Source organism: Flavonifractor sp. An9 (genome assembly GCF_002161245.1).
In the GTDB taxonomy this organism is placed as follows: Bacteria; Bacillota; Clostridia; order Oscillospirales; family Oscillospiraceae; genus Flavonifractor; species Flavonifractor avicola.
This window is the reverse complement of the sequence record NZ_NFHC01000004.1, coordinates 107,174-131,046: the sequence shown is the minus strand read 5'-3', so window position 1 is coordinate 131,046 and position 23,873 is coordinate 107,174. Positions and strand designations below refer to the sequence as shown.

The window sequence follows — 23,873 nt, the reverse complement described above, 5'->3', positions numbered from 1 at the left end:
GAAAGAAGCGCACAGCGGAAGTAGATCCGTTGTGCGCTTGCTTCATTTTGGTGAGGTGCCTGGGGCAACGAATTTGTAGCCGTGGCCCCGCACTGTTTCGATGATGCCAGCCCCCAGCTTGCGCCGGAGCTTGTAGACCATGCTGGAGATCCCCGTCCAACTGGCGTCAAAGGAGTCCGCTGCAACGGCCTCATAGATCTGGCGGGCAGAGAACACCTGCCCTGGCCGGCGGGCCAGCAGGAGCAGAATATCAAACTCCATCGGCGTCAGGTCCACCGTCTGGCCGGCCTCCCGGACCAGCCTGCGCTGCGGGTCGATTTGCAGAGAGCCAAAGAGCAGCGGGGCGTCTGCGGAGGCGGCCACCGTGGACAAGTCTGCGACTGAAGCAAAGGCCGATATTGCTTTGCTAAAAAGGGCTTCTTCATCGTCCCTAAACGATAGAATTATAAACTTCCCAAGCAGCTCACCTCCAGTCATTCAAACTTCGCCCGCTTATTATCTTTTGGATCGTGCGGGGCGAACCATCAACAGGACGATGCCCGCGGCCAACAGTATGCACTGAACGATAAGAACTGCGGCCGGCATAGAGAAGGCGGGGTCTAAAGTACCAAGTGCTAGAGGGTACTTGCTGAAAAAATGTCCGTTCCAGATTCCCAGGGCGTCGGGCAGCGGCAAGGCCATACACAGGAAGGGTACCGCCATCCACACATACACCAGCCAGGGCCGGATCTGCCCCAGCAGCCAGCCGCTCCCCAGTGCGAACACAAGGGCGGGCAGAAGGGTCGCCAGAGCCGGGAGCAGAAGACTCCCCCAGCCGTACCAGTGGAACATGCGGCCGTAGAACACCGCCGCCTCTCCCATGCACAGCAGGCTCAGCAGCACGCCGCCCGTCAGGGCCGCGGCGCACCGGGCCAAAGCGTACTGCCTGGGCGGCATCGGCGTAGCGTCCATGAGAACTGCCGCCCGCCGGGCCTTGGGCGAGGTATAGAAGGTCAGAAAGAACAGCATCCCGATCCACAGCAAAGGCAGCATGCGGGAGAGATAATCCCCAAAGCTCCAGGGAGAGAAGGGGGCGGTGTGGGATACCCCCAGGATGGTCACGGCATGGAGCACCAGCGCCCCGTAGAGAAGCAGCACAACCGCCAGCCCGATAAAAAACTTGTTCCACAGCAGCCTGCGGCATTCATATCGAAAAATCTTACGCAAGGTTCAAATCCTCCTCCGTCAGCCCGCAGGCATCCAAAAATTCCTGGTAGGTCAGATAGGGATACATGGGGTCCAGCTCCCGGTTGAACAGGTCATGGAGGATCTGATCCATGGCCTCCTCGCCGCCCACCAACTGCTCCGCTTTCCAAATTTTCAGGGGCATCTCATTGTACTGCCGAACCTGAGACAGACTGTTGGAGATGGCAAGCTGCACCTGCGCCGGCAGCATCTCCAGATATTCGGGATTGCGCACATAGAAGTTCAGGTAGTAGTCATCTACCGCTTTCTGCCACTGATCCACATAATGCTCCTGGGCATATTCCTCGCCGTACAGATCCTTGACGATACGGTAGGTGGTGTAGACAGTCAGTCCCTCGGCAGACCAGGGGCTGGTGGGATCGGAGGTATCAAACATGTTGCCCAGGCCCCACCACTGGTGCACCAATTCGTGAATCATCACTTCGCCTGCGCCCCCGCCCTTTTCGGTGTTCCCCAGGTTGGCGGCGGTAAAGTCCGCCCCATCCAGCAGGCTGGCCCCGGTGGTGGCGTAGCCGCCGCCGGCCACCCGGCTCTGGATAAGCTTGAGCGTTTCACCTGTACCAAAGGACAAGGAACCATAGTGCTCAGTGCAGTAGTCCACCACTTCCTTCACCGCGTCCACGGCTTTGGCGGCCTCCATGACGGCCTGATGCTTGTGACCGTAGTAGAACTGGATGGTCATGCCGCCGGCCTCAATGTCCTCCCGGATATAGTCCCCGGCGTAGAGAATGCCGCCGGCGCCGTTGTGTTCATACCGCCATGTTCTGGTGCCGTCCTCGTGTTCCGCGACGACCTCCGCCGCGCTGGAGCCGAAGGGAATCGCCAGCATATTTTCCGGCAGGGTGATCTCAATTTCAGCGGGATAGCCGGCATCTCCGGGCATGACATTCATCACACGGGGCGAGAGGGCCGAGTTCTCCAGGCAGAGGTATTCGCGGCTCAGCTCCTTGCCGCCCTGCATGGTGGGCATGCTCTCCTGGGGGAATCCGCTGTACTCCATGGTCAGCTCCACTTCTTCCTCTGCGGGAATGGTGACTTCCAGCAGAGCCTCGTTATACTCCTGGTAGTCGCTTACCGTGAAGGGAACGTCAGCGCCGTTGGCTTTCACATTGGAGATGGCGTAGCCCGGGTTGACGCCGAAGGAAATGCTCTGCTCCTGGCCGGAGGTGTTCCGGAACTGGTAGGAGGCCCGGCCCGTCACGGTGCCGGCATCGGTGTCCGGAAACACCTGAGCGGTGCGGCGGACAAAGGTAACGCCCTCGGCATAGGGGATCTCATAGAAGGACATCACCGTTAAATCCGGGTTGCTGTGGTCGATAAAGGGCTGGGCGGCATAGGCGGCGCCGGAACAGATCAGCAGCGCCAGGGCGATCACCGGGCGGTAGAGCCGCCGGGCGCTCCGGGCCAGGGAGCCGAACACGCCCTTCCCATATTGCCGGATGCAGAGATAGGAGATTGTCCAGACCCCGGCCAGTGCAAGGAGCCAGGTGAAACGCATCCAGGCCACCGACCGGAACACACGGAGGTTGGAGAAATCATCGGACAAAGCCCACACGCAGGGGTTGAGCCAGCATAACTGCCATTCCGCTGCCCACACCGTCAGGCTCAGGGCGCAGAAGGCGATAAACAGGACGATGGACAGATCCGCCCGCCGGGTGAACTGGTAGGCTGCGGCCGCCGCCAGGATGCCCAGGGGCAGCGCCAGCCCCATAAACAGCAGATAGGCCAGCACATAGTTTGCGCCGGTGAACACGGCGCCGATCAGCCCCGCGCTGATGGGCAGCCAGACCAGCATCGTGAGGCCCACTGTCAGCACCGCGGCCGTCAGCAGGGCCAGCAGTCGGGTCAGGGCTGTGGTCAGAGGGGACACCACCGCGTCGGTGAGAATGTCCACCCGGCTGCGGCAGGCCCGGTCCAGCTCAAAGATGGTCAGCAGGCCGAAGAGGATGGCGCCGGCCACACCGCCGGCAATCGCGGGGTTTGCCAGATACATGGAGAGCATGGTGGTGGATGTGGCGGGCTTGTAGAGTACCAGCCCCAGCACCGGGGAGAGGACCGCCAAAGCCATCATCAGCCAGGTCAGGCGGCTTTGCAGCAGCCGCTTCAGTTCCAGGGGAAAGAGCCGCATTGTCTTCATTGTACCGCCTCCCTGGAGATCAGATAGAGGTAAGCATCCTCCAAAGAGGGCTCCTCCGCCTGGGCATAGGACGGCAGCTTGTCCGCCACGGCCCGGCAGCGGATGCCCTGACTGGTGTTCACCCGGGCGGTGATGTGCAGCCCCTGCTCCAGCGTCTCATCCTTCTCCCAAAAGATGCCCACATGGCCGGCAGCCGACTGGATCAACTGCTCCGGCGTGCCGGTGAACAGGATGGTCCCGTGGTGGATGACCACGATCTGGTCGCACACCGACTGCACATCCTCGATGATGTGGGTAGAGAGAAGCACCAGATGCTCCTCGGCTGTGCGGGAGAACAGGTTGCGGAAGTGGATGCGCTCCTCCGGGTCCAGTCCCACGGTGGGCTCGTCAAAGATCAGGAAGGGGGGATTCCCCAATAGGGCCTGGGCGATGCCTACCCGCTGGCGCTGGCCGCCGGAGAGGGTGCGGATCTTGGATTTTGCCTTTTCTTCCAGATTGACCGCCTGGATTGTCTTTTGGATCGCGGCCTTGGGATTCGCAATCCCCTTGAGTGCGGCCATGTAGTCTAAAAACTGGGTGACCGTCAATTCATCGAACAAACCGAAGTCCTGGGGGAGATAGCCGAGGCTGGCTTTCAGATGGCTCTCGACCTTGGCCAGCGGCACCCCGTTCAGCAGGATGTTCCCTCCGGTGGGCTGCAGGGCCGCCACCAGCAGCTTCATCAGGGTGGATTTGCCCGCCCCGTTGGGGCCCAGCAGCCCGATGAGGCTGGGGGATTTTAACTCCAGGTTCAGCCCCTTTAAGGCCTGCTTCCCACTGGGGTAGGTCATACTGACATTTTGAATCTTGATTTCCATATTGTTGGATTCCTTTCTGCTTGGGATGAGGAAAGAATACCAGGGCAATATGGAGCGAAGATGGAGGGAATTTGTGATTTGTATGGAGAAAGGCAGAAAACAGGGCAGGCCACCGGCCTGCCCCGTTCTAACACTATAAAAGATGTTTTTTCACCCAGCTATCCAGTAAGGCCATCTGTTCCTCTGTGTGGAACCAGTGCTCACCGCCCTCCAGGACGGTGAGACCGGCGCCGTGCTCCGCCGCGAACTGCTCCACACTCTGACGGGACACCAGATGGTCGCCCCGGCATAGAGGATTTCCGTGGGGACCTGCCAAGCGATGGGATGCTCCCGCACATAGCACAGGTACGCCCAGGACAGGGTCTCCCCGAAGTCTGTGGGGACCTCTCCCCGTTCGCATAGCGCCTGCTCCGACACACCGGCCCAGGCCATCATGTCCAGGATCAGCCGTTCCATGTCCAGCACCGGCGACACGAACAGCGCCCTGTCCGGCGCCTGATCCCCCAGGGCCAGCATGGTGAAATAGGCCCCGATGCTGTTGGCCAGGAGAATGATGTGCTCATACTGCCGGCGGGCCTCGTCATAGGCGGCCGCGATCTGGGGTGCCGCCTCCCAGGGAAGCTCCCCCCGGTAGTCCACCCCCAGCACGTCGAAACTGGGGCAGACGGCCCGGAAGCGGTCTGCCTCCCCGGCGCTGCCGCCTTTGCCGTGGACATATAAAATTGCGCGTTTCAAACCTGTTCACCTCCGTCCTCAGCCTGTGGACTGTCTGCGGCCATACGGTCCATCCGTTCCTGTACCTCGGTAAAGAACCGGGACAGGTGGAACCCGTCCGCCACCGCGTGGTGGATGTTCATGGTCAGCGGTATGACCAGCCTGCTGCCCTCCGCCTCGTACTTGCCCCAGGTGACCACCGGGGCCAGAAAGTCCCCCTGGTCAAACACATGGACATCGAAGTGGCGGTAGCGAACCCAGGGCAGACAGGACACATCGAAGTGATTCGTTGGCTGCCCTTCCACCACGCCCCGGAGTTCCCGGTACTTTTCCCGGTCCTCCAGAAAACGGGCGTGGAATGCCGGCAGGTCCTCCATGTAAGGCGTAACCAGCTTGGTGAAGTTCCCGTCCTCCGGGTGGAAGTGGGCATAACTGGGGGAAACAAAGTCCCAGCGGATCAGGTTTCCATCCTGGTCCCAGCCCAGTTTGAACTCCTCATGGGCGTTGATCACCCGGGATACCACCCAGATCATGGCCGGATAGAACTTCATGCCGCGCTGCTTGACGAACCGGACCAGCGGCGTCACATCCATGTCCACCGTCAGGCTCATGACCACTCGCATGTGGTCCATATAAAACTGAAACAGATCGCCTCTCGGCCAGGTGCTGAAATCAACCTTTTTGTAATTCATCTCAATACTCCTTTGCATGATTGTTTTTCCGTTTCATCATGCAAGGCCATTGGGATGGGGTATTTCCGTTTGCTCCATACAAGCCATCCAGCTCAAGCCTTGCATGGAGCCGCATCAAGTCCGCGCTTCATTCGTTCACCTCCTCAATGAACCGGGCGCAGGATGCCCTTTCCGGCAATCCAAAAATGAGATGTTTTTTTCCAGATATCTGCCTTGTAGCCACAGGTGTGAATCAAAATCGTCTGTTCCGCAGGCACCCTCACTTTCATTGGATCATCTATGCTTATCCTATCATATTCCCGGCGGCAAGTCCAGAAACAGCGTCCGTTTCAAACCGCACCGCAGCCCGCACCCCGTCCTCTGTATTTTCGATGGTACATTCCGCTCCATGCCGGGCCAAAATCATTTTCACCAGATACAGCCCCAGGCCGCTGCCACCTGTAGCCCGGTTCCGGGAGGTTTCTTCCCGGTAGAATGCCTCAAACAGATGAGGCAGGGCTTTTTCCGAGATGTGGGCCTCGGTGTTCTCCACCGTCAGAGCTGGGCGGCCGTCCAGCAGGCCGCACCACACCCGCACCTCCGCCCCCTCCGGCGAGTAGAGGGATGCGTTAGAGAGCAGATTGCCTGCCACCCGGCCCAGCAGAGAGGCGTCCCCGATGACAACGATCCCCGGCGTCAGATCCTTTACCAGCCGCTGGTTCCGCTGCTCCAGAAGAGGTGCGTCCAGGGCAAGCTGGCGCTCGATCAAGGCGGACAGCTCCACGGGCTCCCGCTTCACAGCCACAGAGCCGCTTTCCATACGGGAGATCGCCAGCATCTCCTGCACCAGATTTTCCATCCGTCCCGTTACCCGGAGCGAGCGAAGCAGGTACTTGTCCCGGTCCTGATAGACGCCAACCCCCTCCAGCATGCCGGAGAGCTGCCCCTTCAGAATGGTCACCGGAGTTTTCAGCTCATGGGAGGCGGCGTTGAAGAAGGCCATCCGCTGGCGGTCCAGCTCCCGTTCCCGTTCCACCTCACCCCGGAGCGCCCGATTGGCGTTCTCCAGGTCGGTGAGAGCGGTGTCCAGCCGCCGGGCAAGCTGATCCAGACTGCGGCCCAGCTTGCCGATCTCGTCCTTGCGCTTTTCACCGCATTCCCAGTGGAAGTCCAGCTCCGCCATTTTCCCGGCGATCCCGCTCATGCGCACGATAGGCCGGGTGATGTATCGGGAGTAAATCAAGGCGCACAGCAGAGAAAATACCAATAACACCATCAAAAGCCAGGGGGCTATCTGGATCAGCGCCCGCACCGCCAGATTTTCCACTTCGATCCGCGGGGTGACATAGAGGGTATAGCTCTCGTTCTGGCCTGCAAACACCACCTCGGCGGTAATGGTAGCCTGCTCCGACATGGTGACCGCTACCGTATCGCCTTCCCGGATGTCCTGGCTGTGATAACCGACGGTGCTTTCCTGCTCTGAGGTGGTGACAATCATGGTATCATCCTCATACACAGCCTGCACCGTCAGCTTGGCCCCTGTGTCCACCAGGCGCCCGTCCGGCCCCACCAGCATGGCGTTGGCCCCGGAGGTAAGCACAAAGTCATCCAGCAGCTCGCCACAGTCCGCAGGAGTCGTGTCCGCCAGTTTCCCCACCAGGGCATCCACCTGAGCGGTAAGGTCATCATTTACTACGGCGGTATAGGTGCTGGGGGAGGCCCAGGCGATAAAGCTGAAGGTGACCGCCCCGGCCGCGAGCAGGACGCCGGCGGTAATGAGAAAGATCCGGGCTGTCAGGCTTTCAGTGATCCTCTTTCGCAGCACGGTAGCCCACCCCCCTTACAGTATCAATATAGTTCCGCCCCAGCTTGTGGCGGAGGTTTTTGATGTGGCTGTCCACCACCCGTTCGTCCCCATAGAAGTCATAGCCCCATAGTTTTGCCAGTAGCATCTCCCGGGTGAACACCCGGCCCGGCGCGGCCAGAAAGGTGTGGAGCAGTTCAAACTCCCGGGCGGTCAGGTCCAGGAGCCGGCCGTCCAGCAGGGCCTCCCGCGTGTCCAGATCCAAAGTCAGGTCCCGGTACCGCAGGCGGCTGTCCTCCCCGGCGGTTCCACGGCGGCGGAGGATGACCCGGATCTTTTCCAGCAGCACCGGCATGGAGAAGGGCTTGGTCACATAGTCGTCGATGTCCATACCGAAACCCCGGAGCTGCGATTCTTCCCCATCCAGGGCGGTGAGCATCAAAATAGGGACCTGGGACTGCTGGCGGATCAGCTCGCAGACCCCAAAGCCGTCGATTTTCGGGAGCATCAGGTCCAATAGAACCAGGTCGAAGGTCTGCCCGCCAAACAGAGCCAGGGCTGCCACGCCATCCCCAGCCACGGCAGTCTGGTAGCCGGCATCCTCCAGGTAGGCGCGCAGCAGCTCCTGAATATCCGGCTCGTCTTCCACAATTAAAATGCGTTTCATTTGTAATCACCCAATCGAAGTATATCATGGGATTGTGAATTTATCATGGAGAAAAGAAAGTAATCACAAAAAGAAGCGCACAGCGGAGAAAAATCCGTTGTGCGCTTGCTTCATTTTGGTGAGGTGCCTGGGACGATGAATTTGTAACCGTGTCCCCGCACTGTTTCTATGATGCCAGTCCCCAGCTTGCGCCGGAGCTTGTAGATCATGCTGGAGATCCCGGTCCAGCTGGCATCAAAAGAGTCCGTAGCGACAGCCTCATAGATTTGGCGGGCGGAGAACACCTGCCCTGGCCGGCGGGCCAGCAGGAGCAGAATGTCAAACTCCATCGGGGTCAGGTCCACCGTCTGGTCGGACTGCCATACCAGCCTGCGTTGCGGGTCGATTTGTAGATTTCCAGACAATAAAGTAAAAGCAGTGTTTTCTTGAACCTCAATATGTTCTGCCCGAAATGCCCGCACGAGCCGCTGGAGCAAAGCATCTTGTGCCTTTGTTGGATTCGTTATTCGAATAATGATGGTCTTTTCCATCCTGACGCCTCCTTATGAGCCGTCGTAGTGTATTAGGCGCAGGGGAAAAGACTGCTGAACGACGGCTTTTTTTCTTTTGCCGTCGTCCGGCAGCAGTTAATTTTCGATTTTTTTCTTATGGGAAAAGACAATCAATCCAACCAGAAACATCACGATAAGGCAAAGTACAATGCTGATACATCCGCCGATGGTGGCCGGTACAGGGGCTTCATAGTAAGTAGATTTATCCGAGAAGAACATGGACACACGATATGCGAAGCTGCCCGGAATGATAAAACCACTTTCTGAACCGATGAACAGGCAGGATGCAAAGCCATATATAACCCCTACGACGCTTGTTACAATGATATTGCGGCTCAGGTTGATAACGATTGCCCCTAAACAGGTAGTTATCAAAACGACAACACCAGCTTCAATTCCAAACCCGATTGCCAGATTGAGGAACAGGGAAACACCCCCGGTCAACCTGCCAGCTCCATTGAGTACCGCCACAAGCAGGCCAAAAGCGATAAATAAGACGGCCGCGAAGCCGAAGCCGATAACGATGCTGACAGCGACTTTCGATAGAAAGAGCTTCTTCTTTGAAAAACCGTAGGTAATCCAGTTGATGTAAGTTTTGTTCTTGTATTCCTGATAAAATAGCGAACCTATCAAAATGAAGATCACCATTGGGAAGAACATGGAAAACTGGTTATTCATAAAGAAGAACAGGTCAGCAAGTGATTTTGTGCTGTTGTTAAAAACTGCTCCTGCTCCGCCGGTAAGGATGGGAAGAAGCGACAACAGCAGAAGAAACACCATAAACCATTCCCGCTTCAACTTGTAAAACTCATTTTTAATCAACACTCCCATTATGCTTCCTCCCTCTGGCCGGAAGTCATAATATCCTCATACAGTGCTTCCAGTTCCTTTTCGTTATAGTCGTTTTCTACAACCTTGATGATTTTTCCGCCACGAATGAAAATAAGAACATCTGTGACAGCGGCAATCTCCGTCAGATTATGGCTTGATACCAAAATACAGTGTTGGGGAGATTTCAGGCGTTCTTTCAGAAGCAGCCGGATTTCCTTTATCCCCATCGGATCAAGGCCATTGGTAGGTTCATCCAGCAGCAAATATTGAACATTGCCTAAAAAGGCGCGGGCAATTCCCAGCCGTTGGCGCATTCCCAAAGAAAGTTGAGAGAACAGCTTTTTCCGGGCATCCAGCAGGTTTACTTGTTTGAGCGCTGCTTCGATGTTTGGCCGTTTCAAACCTAAATACTGCGCGTGGAGCTTCAAATTTTCCTCTACGGTGAGCCGTGGGTAAAAAGCCGGGTATTCAATCAAACTTCCAAAACATCTACTGGAAACGGGTTGTCCATCCGAGAGGATTTCTCCCGAAAAGGCAGTCAGTCCCAGCATGGACTTAAACAGTGTTGTTTTACCGGCCCCGTTCGGCCCCAGAACACCATAGATTTTTCCTTGCTCTAAAGTCAGGTGGATGTTGGACAGCAAGGCGGTATTTCCAACATTCAGATTTACATTTTTGATTTCCAGCATGAAATTCCTCCGTTATTGAAAAAAGATGAAAAGCAAAAAGGCCACAGCATAAATCAAAAATGAAATCCCAATGGGTTTTGTTCTCTGTTTTAACCCTTTTAGGCCATCGCTCAATATACCATGCAAGGCCATGAGCAGGCACACTGCCAAAGCGATGAGTGAAATTACTAAAGCTACCTTAACCATTGTTTGTACCTCCTATGGCTCATACTTTACCAAAGAGGTTTAGGATTTGTTTGAGAAAAGTCTAAGGAAAGTCTAAGGATGAAAAAAGGGCTGCCGAAGCAGCCCTTTAGAAATTGACAATGGGAAACACGATTTGAATTGCAAAGATACCGTTTTGCAGAGAAGCCGAGATTTGCCCGCCCATACGGGTCACAAGTCTTTGAGCGATTGCCAACCCCAGCCCGGTTGTCTTTTTTGCCCGTGACTGGTCGGTGGTGTAAAAACGGTCAAACAAATGGGGAATATCTTCCTGCTGAATACTGCTCGACGCATTTTTAACGGTTATAACCGTTTGAGCTTCTTCTAACGCTGCGGTGATCTGATAATTTCCCTCCCCGTGAACAAGCGCATTATAAACCACATTTGAGAAGATCCGGGCTAAGGCATCTGGATCGCCCCAAATGATAGCCGGTGAATTTGGGATAACGATATTGGGGACGCATTTTTTCTGTTCAAAATCGCCATAGTATGAGGCAACAACATCCCGAAGTACACTGTGTATATCTGTATTCCTGCAATTCAATTTCAGCTCGTCGGCCTCAATCCTTGCAAATTCAAACAGTTGGTCGAGAAGTAGCTTTACAGCGGAAATTCGTTCTCCCGCAATCGTTACATATTCTTTTTGCTCCCCGGTTAAATCCTGTTCCTGTAAGAGCTGGATATAGCCGTTTGCTGTTGCCAGCGGCGTTCGCAAGTCGTGGGACAGACTGGTAATAGTATCCCGGAACAGGGCGTCGCTCCGTTCGATTTCCTGCCTCATACCGCGATATTTTTCGAGAAGATGATTGATACTTGTAGCCAAATCCTGTATTGGCCCATCCGTTTTTTCCACCATGATTTCTGTTTGCGTATCCCGGTCTGTCAAAAAATCAATCTGCTTTTTGATTTTCCGAACCAGTTTCCGCTGATAAATCAGTTTCAGAAACAAAAACAGGGAAAGCATTGCCAGCAAGATACATAACACAATCATGCGGCCATCACCGCCTTTCCAAACCGCGCAAATCCAGCCTTTGAAACAAGGAGAACGAAACGGCTGTCGGTAAAAACAAATATACTACCAGCGTAATCAAAATGGGCATTAAATTCTCCCCAAAGGTATTGATCTGCAAGCTATGGGAAAGCCCTACCACCCAATACTTGTAGAGCGAATAATCCATATCCAATGCTGTGCTTATCTTTGTGAGATATAGATACAAAACCCCCAGCAGAAAAAATGCGGCAATCGTGACAATTATCCGATGCCGGAGCAGGTAACTTAGCAGATTGAGAAATGCGGTGTACCCTAAAAAGCACAGACATTGAAGCAGAAGAAAGGCTCCGATTGCAGAAAACGAATAGTCTATGTCATACCGGGATGCTCCCATTATCAAAATGGACAAATATGCAACACCAAAACATACAAACAGAAAAAACAAAACGCCAATCCATGAGGCCAGTAGTTTTCCAAAAAATAGATGTACTCTGCTTGTTCCTTTAGAAAGTGCGATACTGTATGTGCCGGTATGAAAATCTTCTGTAAAGTACAGGCACAAAAAAAGCGTCAACGGAAAGATCAGGCTGTAATCTGAAAATAGAAACTCCGTGAACGAAACCAGTGATATAGCCGGAAGCATAGCATCTACCGAATTATGATAAAATGTCAGGGCAAGCGCAAAGACAAAAAAAGCAGCCAGTGCGAGGCAGACCCAAAACAGGCGGTTTTTGCGGATACGAAATAACTCACTTTGCATCGTCTGGATCACTCTTTGCACCTCCTGTCATTTTCAAAAGATAGTCGGTCGGCTCCATACCGGCAAGCCAGATTTCCGATACCTCTATCCCGGAACGAACCAGCAGCGTATTGATTTCCCCGGATTGCTCATTGCAATGAAAAATTCTAATCAGGTCATGGCCCAACACTTCAAAATCCGGGAACTGCTGGCTTAAAATCGTAATAACCCGTTCTAATTGCGGGGTTCTTATCTTTATGCACCTCTGGCAGCTCTCTTTCAATTCCCCAGTCGTAAGCTCACAAAGCAGCTTGCCATCTGCCATCACACCATATTTAGATGCAAGCCGGGAAAGCAGCGTATAGTCCTGTCCAGAGATGAGAAGCGTGGTATGGTTCATTTCATGCAGATAGGTCAGAACAGAAAGCAGGTGTTCACATTCCCCCTTATCCAGCCCGGAAAAAGGGTCGTCCAGAATTATCATATCTGGATTTCCCAAAAGGGCAACCGCCAAATTCACTAAACGCTGGGTCGATAATGGCAATCGCCGCACCGCCTTTTTTTCTTTCAGGTTCAGATGCAATATATCTAAAAAACGGCTTTCTGTGCTTCCGAAAGCAGAAGAAAAATAGTGCAGCATATCAGCCGGTGACAGAGAGCCGATTGTCACAGGCTTTTGGGGTACAAATCCAATCCGGCGGCGCTCCTGCTGATAGTCTATATTGCCAAATAATTTGAGCGTACCAGATTGAGGTCGAAGTGTGCCAATAATGGCCTGCAACAGTACAGATTTTCCGGCGTTATGACCGCCATACAGTGCATAGATTTCTCCACGCTTTACCTGAAATGTGATATTTTTAATCCCGTTTCCGTCCGGGAAAACATAGGTCAACCCGGCCGTTTCCAAAGCAGCCCCCAAAAAATCATCCCCTTTCCACATCGTCTTATTGTAGCAGATCGGCGTGCAAATTTTATAAGATTTCTCTAAGGATTAGCCCTGCATTTTGAAACCGAGGCCCCAAACCGTCTGAATATACTTTTCCTCTGGATTGACTTTGGCAAACTTCTTGCGGAGATTTCCAATGTGGACATTGATTGCGTTATCGTCCCCGATAAAATTTTCATTCCACACGCTTTCAAAGATATTGTTCTTTGTGAATACTTTTGAGGGTGCGGACATCAAAAGCTGTAAAATCAGATATTCATACCGTGTCAAAGCAATGGGGGTATTCCCGATTTTAGCCTCCATAGCTTCTGTATCAAGGGACAAGTCCTTAAAATGAAGCGTCTTGCCATTATTGAGGCCGGAGGATTTTTGAAAGCGCCGCAGCACCGCTTCAATCCGAACCAGCAGCTCTTGATTGTCGAAAGGCTTTGTGATGTAATCATCTGCGCCGTTTCGTATGAGGTTCACTTTGCTGTCTATATCCGTTTTAGCGGACACACCGATAATCGGAATATCCATCGCACTTTTTATCTTCTCCAATACTGTTTCTCCCGGTATGCCGGGCAGCATCAGATCAAGTAAAATTAAGTCAAAAGTGCCTTTCTCCATCAACAGAAGCGCCTCGCTCCCCGAGTAGGCAGAAGTTACATAATAGCCGTGTTGGGTGAGAAGTCGCTTTGTCATGTCGTTGAGTGGCACGTCATCTTCGATGATTAAAATACTAAAAATTTTTTCCATGTCTATGCTCCTTGCCAATCGGTTTTCCTTTCCGACATAATCTATAAATCAATTATCAGATGTTTCTATTATAATTCCTGGTCTGAAATAGGACAAGGGCGAACCTCCCTCTGACGGGAAATAAAATATCACCTCATATCAAATTTCACTTCATTTTCATAATTCAACCCGAAATGTACAATGATATAGGGTGATATGAAAATGTACCAAGATGAAAGAAGGTTTGACTTTCATGGGCTCGGTCTGGCACTGAAACAGGCCAGAGAGGCAAAGGGCTGGACGCAAGCCTATGTTGCGGAATTGGTCGGCAAGACTGACAAAACCATTATGAACATTGAGAACAAAGGCCAGCACCCCAGCTTCAACCTGTTTTTTAAGCTCGTCACGCTGTTCGATATATCCGTAGACCAGTTTTTCTATACGGAGGGCAACCGTGGCGGAGACAGTTGCCGGAAACACATTGATGTACTTTTAGACTCCATGAACGAAAAAGAGCTTGTTGTCATGGAGGCTACAGCGTATTATTTTTTCCTTTTCAAGAATACAAGGAATCACAAAAGAACTGAAAAGCCGCAGGCCGGGAAATCCCCAACCTGCGGCCTCACTGCGGCAAAATTACTCTGCCGCAATTTCCCATTCTCTCAAATTGAACTCACTCAGCGGATAAATTTCCGAGGCAGACGCCTCAAAGCCAAGCGTAATATCCCCGTTGCTGCTGACGCCCTCCAGAACGCGCTCGATAGCGCCGTCATCATGATGCAGCAGCATTCCGACTTGAATTTCTGCACCATGCTTGTCGTAGTATCTCAGCCGCATCACTTGCCTTCAACAGCCGCCTTATCGTAATAGTGAACATAGACATTGTAATCCCGGAACCGGGTGATCATCCGAATCCAAATATACAGGTGATCGGTTTCGGAATAGAGGTTGAACTCCGTCGTTTCGCTGGTGGCCTGCGCATACCTGCAGAACCGCCGCATGGTGTCCAGCGTCTTGAAGGCTGGCAGCTTGAACAGGGCATTCTGGAACTTGTCGATCTCCTTCACCAGTTCCGGCGCTGTCTTTTTCTCAGGCCCATCGTGCCAGGTTGTCCACCACCGATGGCCGTCATAATCCGAGCGGGAGTAGGCGATCTCACTGACAGGCCGGCCAGTGAACTGCATGGGCGGTGTATCGGTGTGCCGGAATACTTCCTCGAAGGTGCAGGTAGTATTCAGGTAGCATACGCGCCCTTTTTCAGATGCCGGAAGTTTGCCGCGCTTCACCGCATCCCATTCTGTGAGGGGCAAAGGGGCGTGGACGGCATCCCGAAGGGCCTCATCCATGCCACAGGCTTCACAGATCTGCACATCCGCATAGCGGCTGAGGGCATTGACCATCAGGTGGGCGGCCAGAGGGGCGCCGCACCGCAGGCATCGGGGCGGCTCTGCAGCATCGCCGTCTGCATACAGCGTCTTGTCTTTACGCCAGGTAGTTTCCAACAGGTCTTTGGGATATAATTTGATCTTCATGATTTTGTGCTCCTTTTTCTGGATTTCTTTTTTGACGCCTTTTGGCGGACTTCGCTTGTTTCTTTGAATGTCTGAGCAAGGGGCGGGTCATGCCTTGCGTCGCTTTCTCTGCGGCGTGTTTCAGACCAGGGCATAAAAGTAGGCAGCTCGTCCTGGAACAGCGCCAGCAGATCGGCGGCCATATCTTCCCGGCGGCGATACAGACTGCTTAGCGCAATATTGGTGTCACAGTCTGTGATCGTAGTCCGCAGGATGATCCCGCGGTGCTCAAAGGTGAAGCGCCGGTGATGTGCCGGATCTTCGGCCTCGACCCGCAGCGGGGGTATGTCAAAGGAATTTTGCAGCCTGCGCCACCCGCTATAATCTGTGTAGTGGAAATCCGGAATGTGGTTTGCCAGCCGCCGAAGCGCCAAATATAGCCGCTCATATCGCCGGCCGAGTTCTCCCTTCAAGCGCCGTTCATAGTAGGTGTAGCCGTCTGGGTCCAGCTTTTTCAGCTTTTTGGCGTTGAAGAGGTATTCCACATATTCCACGCCGTCCTCCAGCCGAACCTGGCCGGTGCGCTCCCCCAGACCATTGCGCTTGATCCAGGCGTAAAAACGTTTGCCTGCAGATCTGGTGTTGATATATCCACAATCTTTGGGACACAGGCCGCTCAGATTGACCGTGAGGCTGTCCCAGAATACCAACTGGCCTAAGCTTTCCTGATAGAGTTTGATGGCAAGATTGCCTTCCGGATAGGTGGAAACTTTGAGAGTCAGGGCATATTCCGTTCCTTTCATGTTAAATGGTATTGGTTTCATGATTTCCCCCGGAACGAAGACCAGCAGGCCGCAAAGAGCAGCCTGCCGGTCCTCGTGATAAGCCTGCCTGTAAGGGCAGTGTGTAGGAGGCGTTCAAAACGCCCCCGTTTTCTTTGAAGTCTAAAATGGTATTGGGGCATTGCTTGCCCTTTTGATGCAATCATCAGGCCGCATCAACTGTGCTTTCAAAAAAGCGGAACCCCGGGACATCCATCCTTTGCTTTGCCAATGCGGCATAGATTTCTCTGTACTTCATGCGCTGTGCCTCCCCGTTGCGAGAGGGCTGCCATCAGCAGCATCGTCTGTCAGGCCTAGTTTCCAGCACAGGGCAAGAACCTCGGAATCAGAAACACGATAGAGCTGCCGCTTGGCGTACTTGGGACGGAAGCAGAAAATGCCATCATCAAACAGGAATTTCCCGTCCTTACTGCCATAGGTGCAGCTGCAGCCCGCCAGCAGACATTTCATCCGGTCAGCATCTTTTTCGATCTTCTCATGGTCGTACCAGATGCTGTACTGGACGGCAACATCCAGATTGCGGTTTTTCCGGCAGCGGTGTTCCAGAAATTGCAGCAGCCGCCAGCAGACCTCGGCACGCTTTTCCACAGTCTGGTTCTCGTTGAAGTTCAATGTAAAGTAGGAATAATCCCGTCCGGACAGGCCACAGCCGTGGAGCGTATTGCTGAAATCATTGCACCAGAAGAAGAGATCCCACTGACAGCTCCCGAAAGGCGCCGGCTCGGTATCCTCATACTGATAGCAGACGAAATTTTGGGCGATGGCGTCCATAACGGGCTCCATAATAGAATTTCGTACCTCAGCAGCCATAACCAGGGCTTGGCCCTCATCAGACACTGTATGCGCACGGCGGTTGGCTTCTTTCTGTTCTTCCGTATAGACGAATTGAAAGCGCACGGAATGAACATCGTACATAGCGTAGCCCCGTTCGACCCAGTTCGGGCCTGAAGGCGCAATATAGGACTTGTCATGCCATAAGTTCATGCTTATCTCTCCCTTGTGGTAATGGCTAAAATTCTCTCCACCCGGTCGTTTTCCCAGTCTTATTGTGTCGCGCCATGATCAGGCGGGTAGTCGGTGCTGAGGGCTGTACCACCAATCCCCCTTGCTTGTAGGCAGCTTCGGCTGTTTCCAGCGCATGGGAAAGGTCATAAGCCTCCACGGGAAACTCCTGAACGATCTGTTCTTCAATCGTTACGGTGTATTTCCTCAGCATTGGGTGAGATGGTTTTTTCTTCATATTCTACTCCTTTATAAAGAAAGGGCCCGGCAGACCATAGCGGTACGGTTTGCCGATCCCTTTGTAGTGATGGCCTCTGCCCATTGGCAGGCGCAGGAAAACTAAGACTGTGAAGCCTCCAAATCCTCGGATTTGAGTACACGGCCCTGTTTTTCCCGCAGTTGGGCAATATGTGCCTTCCATTCCTTTCGGGCCCGTTCTGCACGCTGCAGTTCCACGACCTGCTGCTCCGGTGTGAGAGCGGAAAACTCACATTCCCGTTTGTCCGCCTCTAAATCACGAATGACCTTCCGCACAATGGAGAGCGCCATTTCGGAGATGGTGGGAGGATGATCCTCTATCGCTTCTCTGCCACGGCGGAACAGATCTAAATAGGCATGATACTGTGCCTCGGTGATGAACTCCCAGCCGTAAGCATCCTGAATTTCCGCCTCGCTGTGGTACTGCATGGCGGCTTCAAAGTCAGCCTGCCTTGCGGCGGCCTCTTTATCGATTCGCCGCTGCAGTTTGGCGGATATGCGCTCCAGGTCTTTGAGGACCAGGGAGCAGGCCTCCGCCTCCCGCAAATAGCCGTGAGCCTCGCTGCTCAAGTATTTTTGCGGCCGCTTCATGCCGCTTCCTCAGACGGCGCAGGCACCTCATAAATGATCTGCACAGGAATCAGTTCGCCGGGGCGGATATGCTCCGCAAGCAGCCATTCCCCGTTCCGCAAGACCTGCGAAGTGACATCATTATAGATCTCCGGGGGAGTGTGGTAGTCATTCATACACTCCGTAGGAACATACAGGCAGAAAAGCGGCAGGCTGAACACATGCAGGCTCTGCAAAACTACTTCACGGAGCTGCCTTGCCAGTGCCGCGATCTCATCCATGTCCTGTCGCTCAAAGGCGGCCTCGGAGATCTTTTTCAGGTAGGGAGTATCTTTGATTGCCTCATTTATGTATTTCACGGCCTCGTCGCCGTAGCGGCTCTTGACGCGGATACCACCGAGGGAAATGTACTGAGTGTATGCGGTGGCAGTCTTACAGATGTTATCTTTCAGGTCTTTGAATGGCTTTGCGTATTTCGCTTTCAGATCTTCCATCGAAACGACCTCCAGGTTGCGCCGGAGCGTATCCAGATGGAATTCCAGGTCTTCACGCAGTTTCTTTTCTTTTTCGTCCATGTAGTCAAACCTCCAATCTATTATGATTTATGTGTCACAGCGTCAGCAGGGGCTATGTCCTGCGGATTGCTGGCGCAACTCTTTCAGCAGAGTGCGTGCCACATCGGACACCGCCTGCCAGTAAGCCTCACCGTAGGCGCAGCTGTGTTCCAGCTGGTTGGCGATCCGCTGCGGCAAATTGGGAGAACGCAGTAGTGCTTCTTTCTGTGTGTCAGAGAGCTCTTGAAAATCGTCACAGTTCTCAATATGCTCCCTGAAATCATCCCGCAGGCATTCTGCGCGGTACAATTCTGCCGTGCTGCGGCAAAATGCAGGGGAAAGAGGCAGCGCCCGCTGTTCCAGCGTAATCGAAAAATGGTTTTCACAGTATTCGCCGTCCAGATAGCACTCATAGCTGCTGGCAGACTCTTCTTCGACGAATTGGCTGCTTTCTTTCCAGCGCGGAATGCTTCCAACCAGAAATTCTTCCCGAAGGTCATTGTGAAATTGATGTAAGGCATCGGTGCGCTCCGTGAAGATCACTTCATAGGAACCAAACTCCCCATCGGTAGCCCAGTGGACGGCGACTACATAGAGCGTCCCTGTGGGATATACCTGGGCAGGATGCTCAAGGGGAACAATCATTTCAGGCCCCATAATGACCATATCCAGGTCCAGATCCTCGATGTGTTTCTGCTCACGGTAAAGCTGTGAAAAGGTCTGCTCCAGCGCAAGGCAATTCACAGAGAGCACCGGCGCTTCAAACGCGCAGTAGATGTCCGGCGTGTCGTTGTCAGTCTCCCGGTCATCCTCGGTGCGGATTTCAAGGATATTTCCGAAGAGCCCTGCATAATCGCTTGCTCCATTGGCGACAATGCGCCCGCCGACTTTGTAGCAGACGCCCTCATGCCAAAATTCTTCTCCAGGCTGATGATAAATCATCATTGCTCCCTCCTTTTTGTGGGGTGGGGCTGGGTACAATGCCCTAGCCCCGCAGATCAAAAATCGTTCAGTTATCCGCGACGAAAATGGCGGCACCGCTCATACACATGCAAATGAGTGGCAGCAAAAGAGCGGTAGGCTTGCAGCTTACCAGACTGGCGATCCCGATACCCGCTGGGGCGGGTCGTGTTGTGATCAGTCGTCACTTTCCTGTTCGTCTTCGTCCTCTTCCCAGGGAGAGTCATCAACATCAGTATCTGCCTCCTTCATCTGCTCGGCGGGTTGCTTTGTCCGCTTGAAGGCCAGAACAAGAGCATCCTCACCAAAATCATCTTCCTTCTTCTTGCGTTTCTTTTTCCTGCGGCATTTTTCCATGGCAGCGTCATAGTCATAGCCGATGCCGGCCTGAAATTTGCCTGCAATTTCCCTCATTTTTTCCGCATGATACTCATAAACGGCACGATGAAAACCAGTCAGGTCCCATTGCTCACAGGCCATCTCCAGCAGCCGTGCATAGTCCCGTAAGGCATTGACTGCTTTGCAGATATCGCCATAGCAGGTCTTGAACACATGGGAGCCGTCCAAATCATGAAAGCAAAGGGAGAGTTCCTGCCCCAGCAGGAAGTCTAACTCCATCGGCTGCCGGAGCACAGGCTCGTATAATCCTTTTGGCAATTCTAAAGCGTTGTGCTGCTGTTCATCCATTGGCGTGGTCCTCCGGCGGAGCAGATACCAGCCCAGCAAAAAGCATTTGCATGGCAGTACGGTATCCAGACTCAAAAGCCTGTTCAATCACAGCGCTGTTGCGCTCACCGGCGGCCGTTTGGTACACCTCGAAAGCTGCCAGAGCTGCAGGAGTTTTGGAGAGTTCCCCGCGTAGGGCGGTCTCAGCCGCAGATACTGTGTGGTTAAGTACCTGCTGCTTTTTGTCCTGCTCCTTAAAAACACTCGGTTCGTACTCGCCGTAATAGAGGTCATGCAGGAAATTGGGCTCAATAGTCATGCCATGCGGCAAAGACATTTTTGGTTGGGTAAGGCCATCGGCAATGCGTTCCAGAGCCTTGATGAGATGGGGCAGCTGGGCGTCAAAAAAGCGGCGGCCGCATATCGTTTCGTGAAAATTCAAAGATTGCACCTCCTGTCAATGAAAAGCCCGCCGGCGGCATATGAGCTGCGGCGGCTGTTGATTCGGACCCCGGTGGGGCATGGTTTCTTTCTGGGTCAGTCGAAACAATCGTGCTGCATAGCCTTTTCACAGGCCAGAGCCAGGCCATCCAGCAGTTGCGGAACAGCCTCCATATACTGGGCCGTAATGCCCAAAGCATCAAGAGTTTCCTGCACATCGCCGGTATAACTGTACTCATGGTTCTCCAACTCCTGGAGGAACATATCACAGATAAAACCTTGCCCGGTTTTGTCGCCGGCAATGGCATCTTCCAGCTCTTTTCGGTGTCGGGTGAACATTTCATTCAGTTTTGCGACATCGCTTTTACGGCAGTAGCCGCCTCCAAAAATGCTGCATACCTGGCGGGTGTCCGAGGGGGACAAGCCCAGCTTGCGCATTCCTTCAGCAAACTGCTGTTTATTAAAAGCAAAGAACATGGGAAATGCGTTTACTTCCGCCTGCTGGCGGTTGCGCATCTCTTGGTATTGGTTGGTACTCATGCGGCACTCCTTTCTTCTGGTACGCCTGCTGCCAGAGGAATTACCCGCCATTCCTCCGGCCGGCGCTGGTTTTGGCAGACTTTTTCTAAAGTTTCATGTTTTCCGCAGATAGCGTACTGCACCCAGCATCGACATGGGCGGCCGCCGGTTGCCTGCGCTGAAAAGTGTTCCAGTGCATACAGCATAGGCGCCTCCTCAGTCCAGAAGCGCCAGCTGACGAAGATCATGCAGCAGGCTGCGGTTGTTCTGCTCATACTGGGGCAGGAACGGCTGATCCAGGTCGAAGTTGTAGTAGTGATAGAACAGGACCTTGAACACAGATGCCCGGCGCAGTTCCTCTGGTATGCGGCGCATCAGCTTGCCGATTTCCGGGATGATCCGATACTGCAGCTTTAAGAATTCCTTATCTTCCCGGGAGAAGTTGCGGTAGAGCCAGTCTTTGACAAGCACCTTCCCGCTGTTGAAGTGATACTGTTGGTTATCATCAAAACAGAGGCAGTATTCAAAATCCCGGCCGCGCTCACCGGGCCCCACTGAAAATGGGTAAAGGCGGCAGGTTCGAGGACGGGCGGCATAGATACTGCACTGGTTTCCCTGCAGAAAAACACAGGATGCTTCTGATCCAACCGTTTTGAGTGTGTAAATGGGATACCCTTCATCGGTGAGCGGTGTGGGCTCGCAGTATTGGAGAAGCACATCATCCGTGCTGCTGACGCCGCAATGCTGGACTCGAAGGTATTTTGCGATTCGGTAGGCGTCCAGGCTTTCCACCATGACACAGCCCTCTATGCGGCGGCAGCAATGGCCGCATTGGCTGCACTGGTATGTGACAAGCTCCTTGGCGCTTACGGAAACAGCAAGAGTTTTGGATTGTTCCATACATTCCTCCATAAAAAAGGCCGCGGCAGACAAGTGTGCCTGCCACGGCCGGGACCTATGGGGCATTACCCCTTATTGTTTTGACTTCTCTACGCGCACGCGGCCAGAACCGTCGGGAGCGGGCTGGCGGCCGCCAGCGGGAAAGGGTCCATCGAAAGGAAGTAGTTGGAGTTGAGCGTTTCAAAATGCACCAGATCCCCGGACTGCTCGTGGATCGCCACAACGGGCGAGGTCCGGTAGTCAGAGCCGTTGGCACGCAGGTAGGCACAGTGGCCGAGAACCAGCGGAGCCAGAAGCGTTCCGTGCATTACAATGGATTTTTTCGATTTCGTCATAATAATCAGCCTCCATTCAGTTTTGTTGTTGGCCTGCCAGGGACAGCAGGCATTTACTCATAGCACAACTCCAGAAACACCGCGCGGGCCTCTTCCAGAAGCTCCTTGATGCGTTTCATGGGGAGTTTTTCGTGGCTGGCGATCTCACGGATGCCGTAGCCGTAGCCCTTCATGCGGACGATGTTCATTTGCTGCCTGGAAACACGGACGGCCAGGTCATGGAGCAGCTGCTTCATCTCAAATTCCTGCATCAGATCATCCTGCGCCGGCAGCAGTTCCTCCAGGGACACTCCGTCCGGGTACAGGCCAATGTGAATGCTGAGGATTTCAGCGTTGCGCTTGCGGCGTTCTTGACTACGGAAATAGTCATAGAGGCGAAACCTCATTTGCCTTATGGCGATTGTGCTAAAAGAATACTCTTGGGCAGATGTATTATCGCAATAATCCCGCACCGCCTTCAGGTAAGGGAAGATGACCACATCATAAAACTCGTCTTCCGGCAGATGGTTGTCGTTCAAAAATTTGTAGACCAAGCCGTGATGTTCAGCGGCAAACTCCTGTTGCTCCTTCGTTAACGGTACTTCACATAACATATATATTTCCTCCAGTCTAAAGCAAAAAAGGGATACCCCCGGCGAGAGCCGAAGGTATCCCTTGATGACATGTCATGCGGCTGAGGCCGCAACAAAACTCAATTACGCAGGCAGCTTCTCGTAGCTGCCGTTGATCTCGCCGACCATATAGCTCCCATCGGGGCTGCCAGGCGCTGTGGCGGACTCCGGGATCACATAGTCACAGTCGTTGGTACGCTGCTCCTCGTTGATCAGAGCCCGCTGGATGTTGATGGCCTTGATCTGCTCCTTAAAGCCATTGGCATAGGCGCGGATCTGAGCCAGTTCCTCGCCCTCAAAGTCGCGTAAAAGTCGGAAGGTGGCAACGCTGTAGTCGTTGCTGCCATTGTTCTCTTTCTTGAGCCCGATCTGGATCAGGCTGCCATAGGTGGCGCGCCGGCGGTAGACAAAGGCCCGGTTCAGGAACTCCTTGAACGGCTTGATGCTGGTAGGCGGCAGAGAAATCAGCAGAGGCATATACTCGCCGCTGCGCAGCAGGTAGATGTCCCGCATATTCTTGCAGGCCTTGCCGCGGCCGCCGTCTCTGGCCGAACCGTATGCGTTCATCGGGCAGGTGGCGCAGGCGCCGCCCGGCTCCCCGATGCCGGTCTTGCCGTCCACAGAAGAGCAGAGAGGCTTGGTGTCCTCGTCATACTCGCTGCCTTCCGGCCACAGGGTATAGGCAGAATGATTGTAGAGAATGACTCCTTCCAGGGTCCGGGCATAATCCGGATTGTCGGGGTCTTCCGTGGGGATCTCAAACTGCAGGGCGCCGCCGGCGGGAATTTTCACCCGCTGGAAACTCATCATCTGCAGGCCGTCCGCATCCTCTGCGATCTCATCGCTGCTGAAATCACCCTCCACCATCGCAGGGAGCAGGAAAGTGTTCCGCTCAGGAGTGTTCATCATAGAAGTGTTCTGTTCGTACATAGTTAGTTCCT

Annotated in this window: 32 protein-coding genes and 1 pseudogene; 1 reads left to right on the top strand and 32 read right to left on the bottom strand. The window is 53.7% G+C overall.

Annotation, left to right across the window (positions count from 1 at the left end):
* Positions 1–42: 42 nt before the first annotated feature.
* From B5G40_RS04690 to B5G40_RS04615, 17 genes are all read right to left on the bottom strand, one after another.
* On the bottom strand, positions 43–363 hold the full coding sequence (locus B5G40_RS04690) for a winged helix-turn-helix domain-containing protein (protein WP_227604696.1): 321 nt from the start codon (positions 361–363) through the stop codon (positions 43–45).
* 132 nt (positions 364–495) lie between these two features.
* Positions 496–1,206 carry a hypothetical protein gene (locus tag B5G40_RS04685; protein ID WP_087221851.1) on the bottom strand — a complete coding sequence of 237 codons (711 nt, stop codon included), beginning with the start codon at positions 1,204–1,206 and terminating at the stop codon, positions 496–498.
* Entirely contained in the window at positions 1,199–3,382 is a 2,184-nt protein-coding gene (locus B5G40_RS04680) for a hypothetical protein (protein ID WP_087398927.1), read from the bottom strand. The genes B5G40_RS04685 and B5G40_RS04680 overlap by 8 nt, the downstream gene beginning before the upstream one ends.
* Complete coding sequence (locus B5G40_RS04675) at positions 3,379–4,239, bottom strand: ATP-binding cassette domain-containing protein (protein WP_087398926.1); 861 nt, start codon at positions 4,237–4,239, stop codon at positions 3,379–3,381. The genes B5G40_RS04680 and B5G40_RS04675 overlap by 4 nt, the downstream gene beginning before the upstream one ends.
* A gap of 150 nt (positions 4,240–4,389) precedes the next feature.
* Positions 4,390–4,974: an alpha/beta hydrolase gene (locus tag B5G40_RS04670; protein WP_343286723.1), complete on the bottom strand. Its 585-nt coding sequence runs from the start codon at positions 4,972–4,974 to the stop codon at positions 4,390–4,392.
* The gene (locus tag B5G40_RS04665; protein WP_077138512.1) at positions 4,971–5,645 is read right to left on the bottom strand and encodes a CatA-like O-acetyltransferase; all 675 of its coding nucleotides are present in this window, start codon (positions 5,643–5,645) and stop codon (positions 4,971–4,973) included. Before B5G40_RS04665 ends, B5G40_RS04670 begins: the two co-directional genes overlap by 4 nt.
* A 143-nt stretch (positions 5,646–5,788) precedes the next feature.
* A complete protein-coding gene (locus tag B5G40_RS17450) occupies positions 5,789–5,914 on the bottom strand; it encodes a hypothetical protein (protein ID WP_275533056.1) in 126 nt (41 codons plus the stop codon).
* 14 nt (positions 5,915–5,928) lie between these two features.
* Positions 5,929–7,449, bottom strand: coding sequence for a sensor histidine kinase (locus B5G40_RS04660; protein WP_077138511.1), 1,521 nt, complete (start codon positions 7,447–7,449; stop codon positions 5,929–5,931).
* Positions 7,427–8,095, bottom strand: a complete 669-nt coding sequence (locus B5G40_RS04655) for a response regulator transcription factor (protein WP_058963741.1) — start codon at positions 8,093–8,095, stop codon at positions 7,427–7,429. The genes B5G40_RS04660 and B5G40_RS04655 overlap by 23 nt, the downstream gene beginning before the upstream one ends.
* Positions 8,096–8,205: 110 nt before the next feature.
* A complete protein-coding gene (locus B5G40_RS04650; protein WP_058963740.1) occupies positions 8,206–8,625 on the bottom strand; it encodes a winged helix-turn-helix domain-containing protein in 420 nt (139 codons plus the stop codon).
* 96 nt (positions 8,626–8,721) lie between these two features.
* Complete coding sequence (locus tag B5G40_RS04645) at positions 8,722–9,477, bottom strand: ABC transporter permease (protein ID WP_087398925.1); 756 nt, start codon at positions 9,475–9,477, stop codon at positions 8,722–8,724.
* Entirely contained in the window at positions 9,477–10,166 is a 690-nt protein-coding gene (locus tag B5G40_RS04640) for an ABC transporter ATP-binding protein (protein WP_087398924.1), read from the bottom strand. The genes B5G40_RS04645 and B5G40_RS04640 overlap by 1 nt, the downstream gene beginning before the upstream one ends.
* A gap of 12 nt (positions 10,167–10,178) precedes the next feature.
* The gene (locus tag B5G40_RS04635; protein WP_087398923.1) at positions 10,179–10,352 is read right to left on the bottom strand and encodes a receptor; all 174 of its coding nucleotides are present in this window, start codon (positions 10,350–10,352) and stop codon (positions 10,179–10,181) included.
* A 106-nt stretch (positions 10,353–10,458) separates the two neighbouring features.
* A complete protein-coding gene (locus B5G40_RS04630) occupies positions 10,459–11,334 on the bottom strand; it encodes a sensor histidine kinase (protein ID WP_242959241.1) in 876 nt (291 codons plus the stop codon).
* A 34-nt stretch (positions 11,335–11,368) separates the two neighbouring features.
* A complete protein-coding gene (locus tag B5G40_RS04625; protein ID WP_087398921.1) occupies positions 11,369–12,133 on the bottom strand; it encodes an ABC transporter permease in 765 nt (254 codons plus the stop codon).
* Positions 12,111–13,040 (bottom strand): ATP-binding cassette domain-containing protein, encoded by a 930-nt coding sequence (locus B5G40_RS04620; RefSeq protein WP_242959233.1) that lies wholly within the window; start codon positions 13,038–13,040, stop codon positions 12,111–12,113. The genes B5G40_RS04625 and B5G40_RS04620 overlap by 23 nt, the downstream gene beginning before the upstream one ends.
* 51 nt (positions 13,041–13,091) lie before the next feature.
* Complete coding sequence (locus B5G40_RS04615; RefSeq protein WP_058963734.1) at positions 13,092–13,784, bottom strand: response regulator transcription factor; 693 nt, start codon at positions 13,782–13,784, stop codon at positions 13,092–13,094.
* Between the two features lie 195 nt (positions 13,785–13,979).
* Here B5G40_RS04615 and B5G40_RS04610 point away from each other — a divergent pair.
* A pseudogene (locus B5G40_RS04610) lies at positions 13,980–14,303 on the top strand (helix-turn-helix transcriptional regulator); the annotation flags it as partial.
* Between the two features lie 296 nt (positions 14,304–14,599).
* On the opposite strand, the gene B5G40_RS04605 reads toward B5G40_RS04610, so the two are convergent.
* From B5G40_RS04605 to B5G40_RS04540, 15 genes are all read right to left on the bottom strand, one after another.
* The gene (locus B5G40_RS04605; RefSeq protein ID WP_204248566.1) at positions 14,600–15,295 is read right to left on the bottom strand and encodes a hypothetical protein; all 696 of its coding nucleotides are present in this window, start codon (positions 15,293–15,295) and stop codon (positions 14,600–14,602) included.
* Positions 15,292–16,077 (bottom strand): DUF4313 domain-containing protein, encoded by a 786-nt coding sequence (locus B5G40_RS04600; protein WP_242959232.1) that lies wholly within the window; start codon positions 16,075–16,077, stop codon positions 15,292–15,294. The genes B5G40_RS04605 and B5G40_RS04600 overlap by 4 nt, the downstream gene beginning before the upstream one ends.
* A gap of 273 nt (positions 16,078–16,350) precedes the next feature.
* Positions 16,351–17,100, bottom strand: coding sequence for a hypothetical protein (locus tag B5G40_RS04595; RefSeq protein WP_143383366.1), 750 nt, complete (start codon positions 17,098–17,100; stop codon positions 16,351–16,353).
* 25 nt (positions 17,101–17,125) lie between these two features.
* On the bottom strand, positions 17,126–17,356 hold the full coding sequence (locus tag B5G40_RS04590) for a host cell RNA polymerase inhibitor (protein WP_087398918.1): 231 nt from the start codon (positions 17,354–17,356) through the stop codon (positions 17,126–17,128).
* Between the two features lie 101 nt (positions 17,357–17,457).
* A complete protein-coding gene (locus B5G40_RS04585) occupies positions 17,458–17,967 on the bottom strand; it encodes an adenylosuccinate lyase (protein ID WP_087398917.1) in 510 nt (169 codons plus the stop codon).
* A complete protein-coding gene (locus B5G40_RS04580; protein WP_087398916.1) occupies positions 17,964–18,521 on the bottom strand; it encodes a decarboxylase in 558 nt (185 codons plus the stop codon). Before B5G40_RS04580 ends, B5G40_RS04585 begins: the two co-directional genes overlap by 4 nt.
* Positions 18,522–18,563: 42 nt before the next feature.
* Positions 18,564–19,442 (bottom strand): hypothetical protein, encoded by an 879-nt coding sequence (locus tag B5G40_RS04575; RefSeq protein ID WP_242959230.1) that lies wholly within the window; start codon positions 19,440–19,442, stop codon positions 18,564–18,566.
* A gap of 195 nt (positions 19,443–19,637) precedes the next feature.
* The gene (locus B5G40_RS04570; RefSeq protein ID WP_087398914.1) at positions 19,638–20,147 is read right to left on the bottom strand and encodes a hypothetical protein; all 510 of its coding nucleotides are present in this window, start codon (positions 20,145–20,147) and stop codon (positions 19,638–19,640) included.
* Positions 20,140–20,568 carry a DUF6809 family protein gene (locus B5G40_RS04565; protein WP_087221816.1) on the bottom strand — a complete coding sequence of 143 codons (429 nt, stop codon included), beginning with the start codon at positions 20,566–20,568 and terminating at the stop codon, positions 20,140–20,142. The genes B5G40_RS04570 and B5G40_RS04565 overlap by 8 nt, the downstream gene beginning before the upstream one ends.
* Before the next feature lie 95 nt (positions 20,569–20,663).
* Positions 20,664–21,107, bottom strand: coding sequence for a DUF7659 family protein (locus tag B5G40_RS04560; RefSeq protein WP_087398913.1), 444 nt, complete (start codon positions 21,105–21,107; stop codon positions 20,664–20,666).
* A complete protein-coding gene (locus B5G40_RS16595) occupies positions 21,104–21,292 on the bottom strand; it encodes a hypothetical protein (protein ID WP_143383365.1) in 189 nt (62 codons plus the stop codon). The genes B5G40_RS04560 and B5G40_RS16595 overlap by 4 nt, the downstream gene beginning before the upstream one ends.
* A gap of 10 nt (positions 21,293–21,302) precedes the next feature.
* Positions 21,303–21,986, bottom strand: a complete 684-nt coding sequence (locus B5G40_RS04555; RefSeq protein ID WP_087398912.1) for a YkgJ family cysteine cluster protein — start codon at positions 21,984–21,986, stop codon at positions 21,303–21,305.
* An 89-nt stretch (positions 21,987–22,075) separates the two neighbouring features.
* Positions 22,076–22,321 carry a hypothetical protein gene (locus tag B5G40_RS04550; protein WP_087398911.1) on the bottom strand — a complete coding sequence of 82 codons (246 nt, stop codon included), beginning with the start codon at positions 22,319–22,321 and terminating at the stop codon, positions 22,076–22,078.
* A gap of 53 nt (positions 22,322–22,374) precedes the next feature.
* The gene (locus tag B5G40_RS04545; RefSeq protein WP_087398910.1) at positions 22,375–22,914 is read right to left on the bottom strand and encodes a sigma-70 family RNA polymerase sigma factor; all 540 of its coding nucleotides are present in this window, start codon (positions 22,912–22,914) and stop codon (positions 22,375–22,377) included.
* A gap of 102 nt (positions 22,915–23,016) precedes the next feature.
* Positions 23,017–23,862, bottom strand: a complete 846-nt coding sequence (locus tag B5G40_RS04540; protein ID WP_087398909.1) for a hypothetical protein — start codon at positions 23,860–23,862, stop codon at positions 23,017–23,019.
* Between the last annotated feature and the right edge of the window lie 11 nt (positions 23,863–23,873).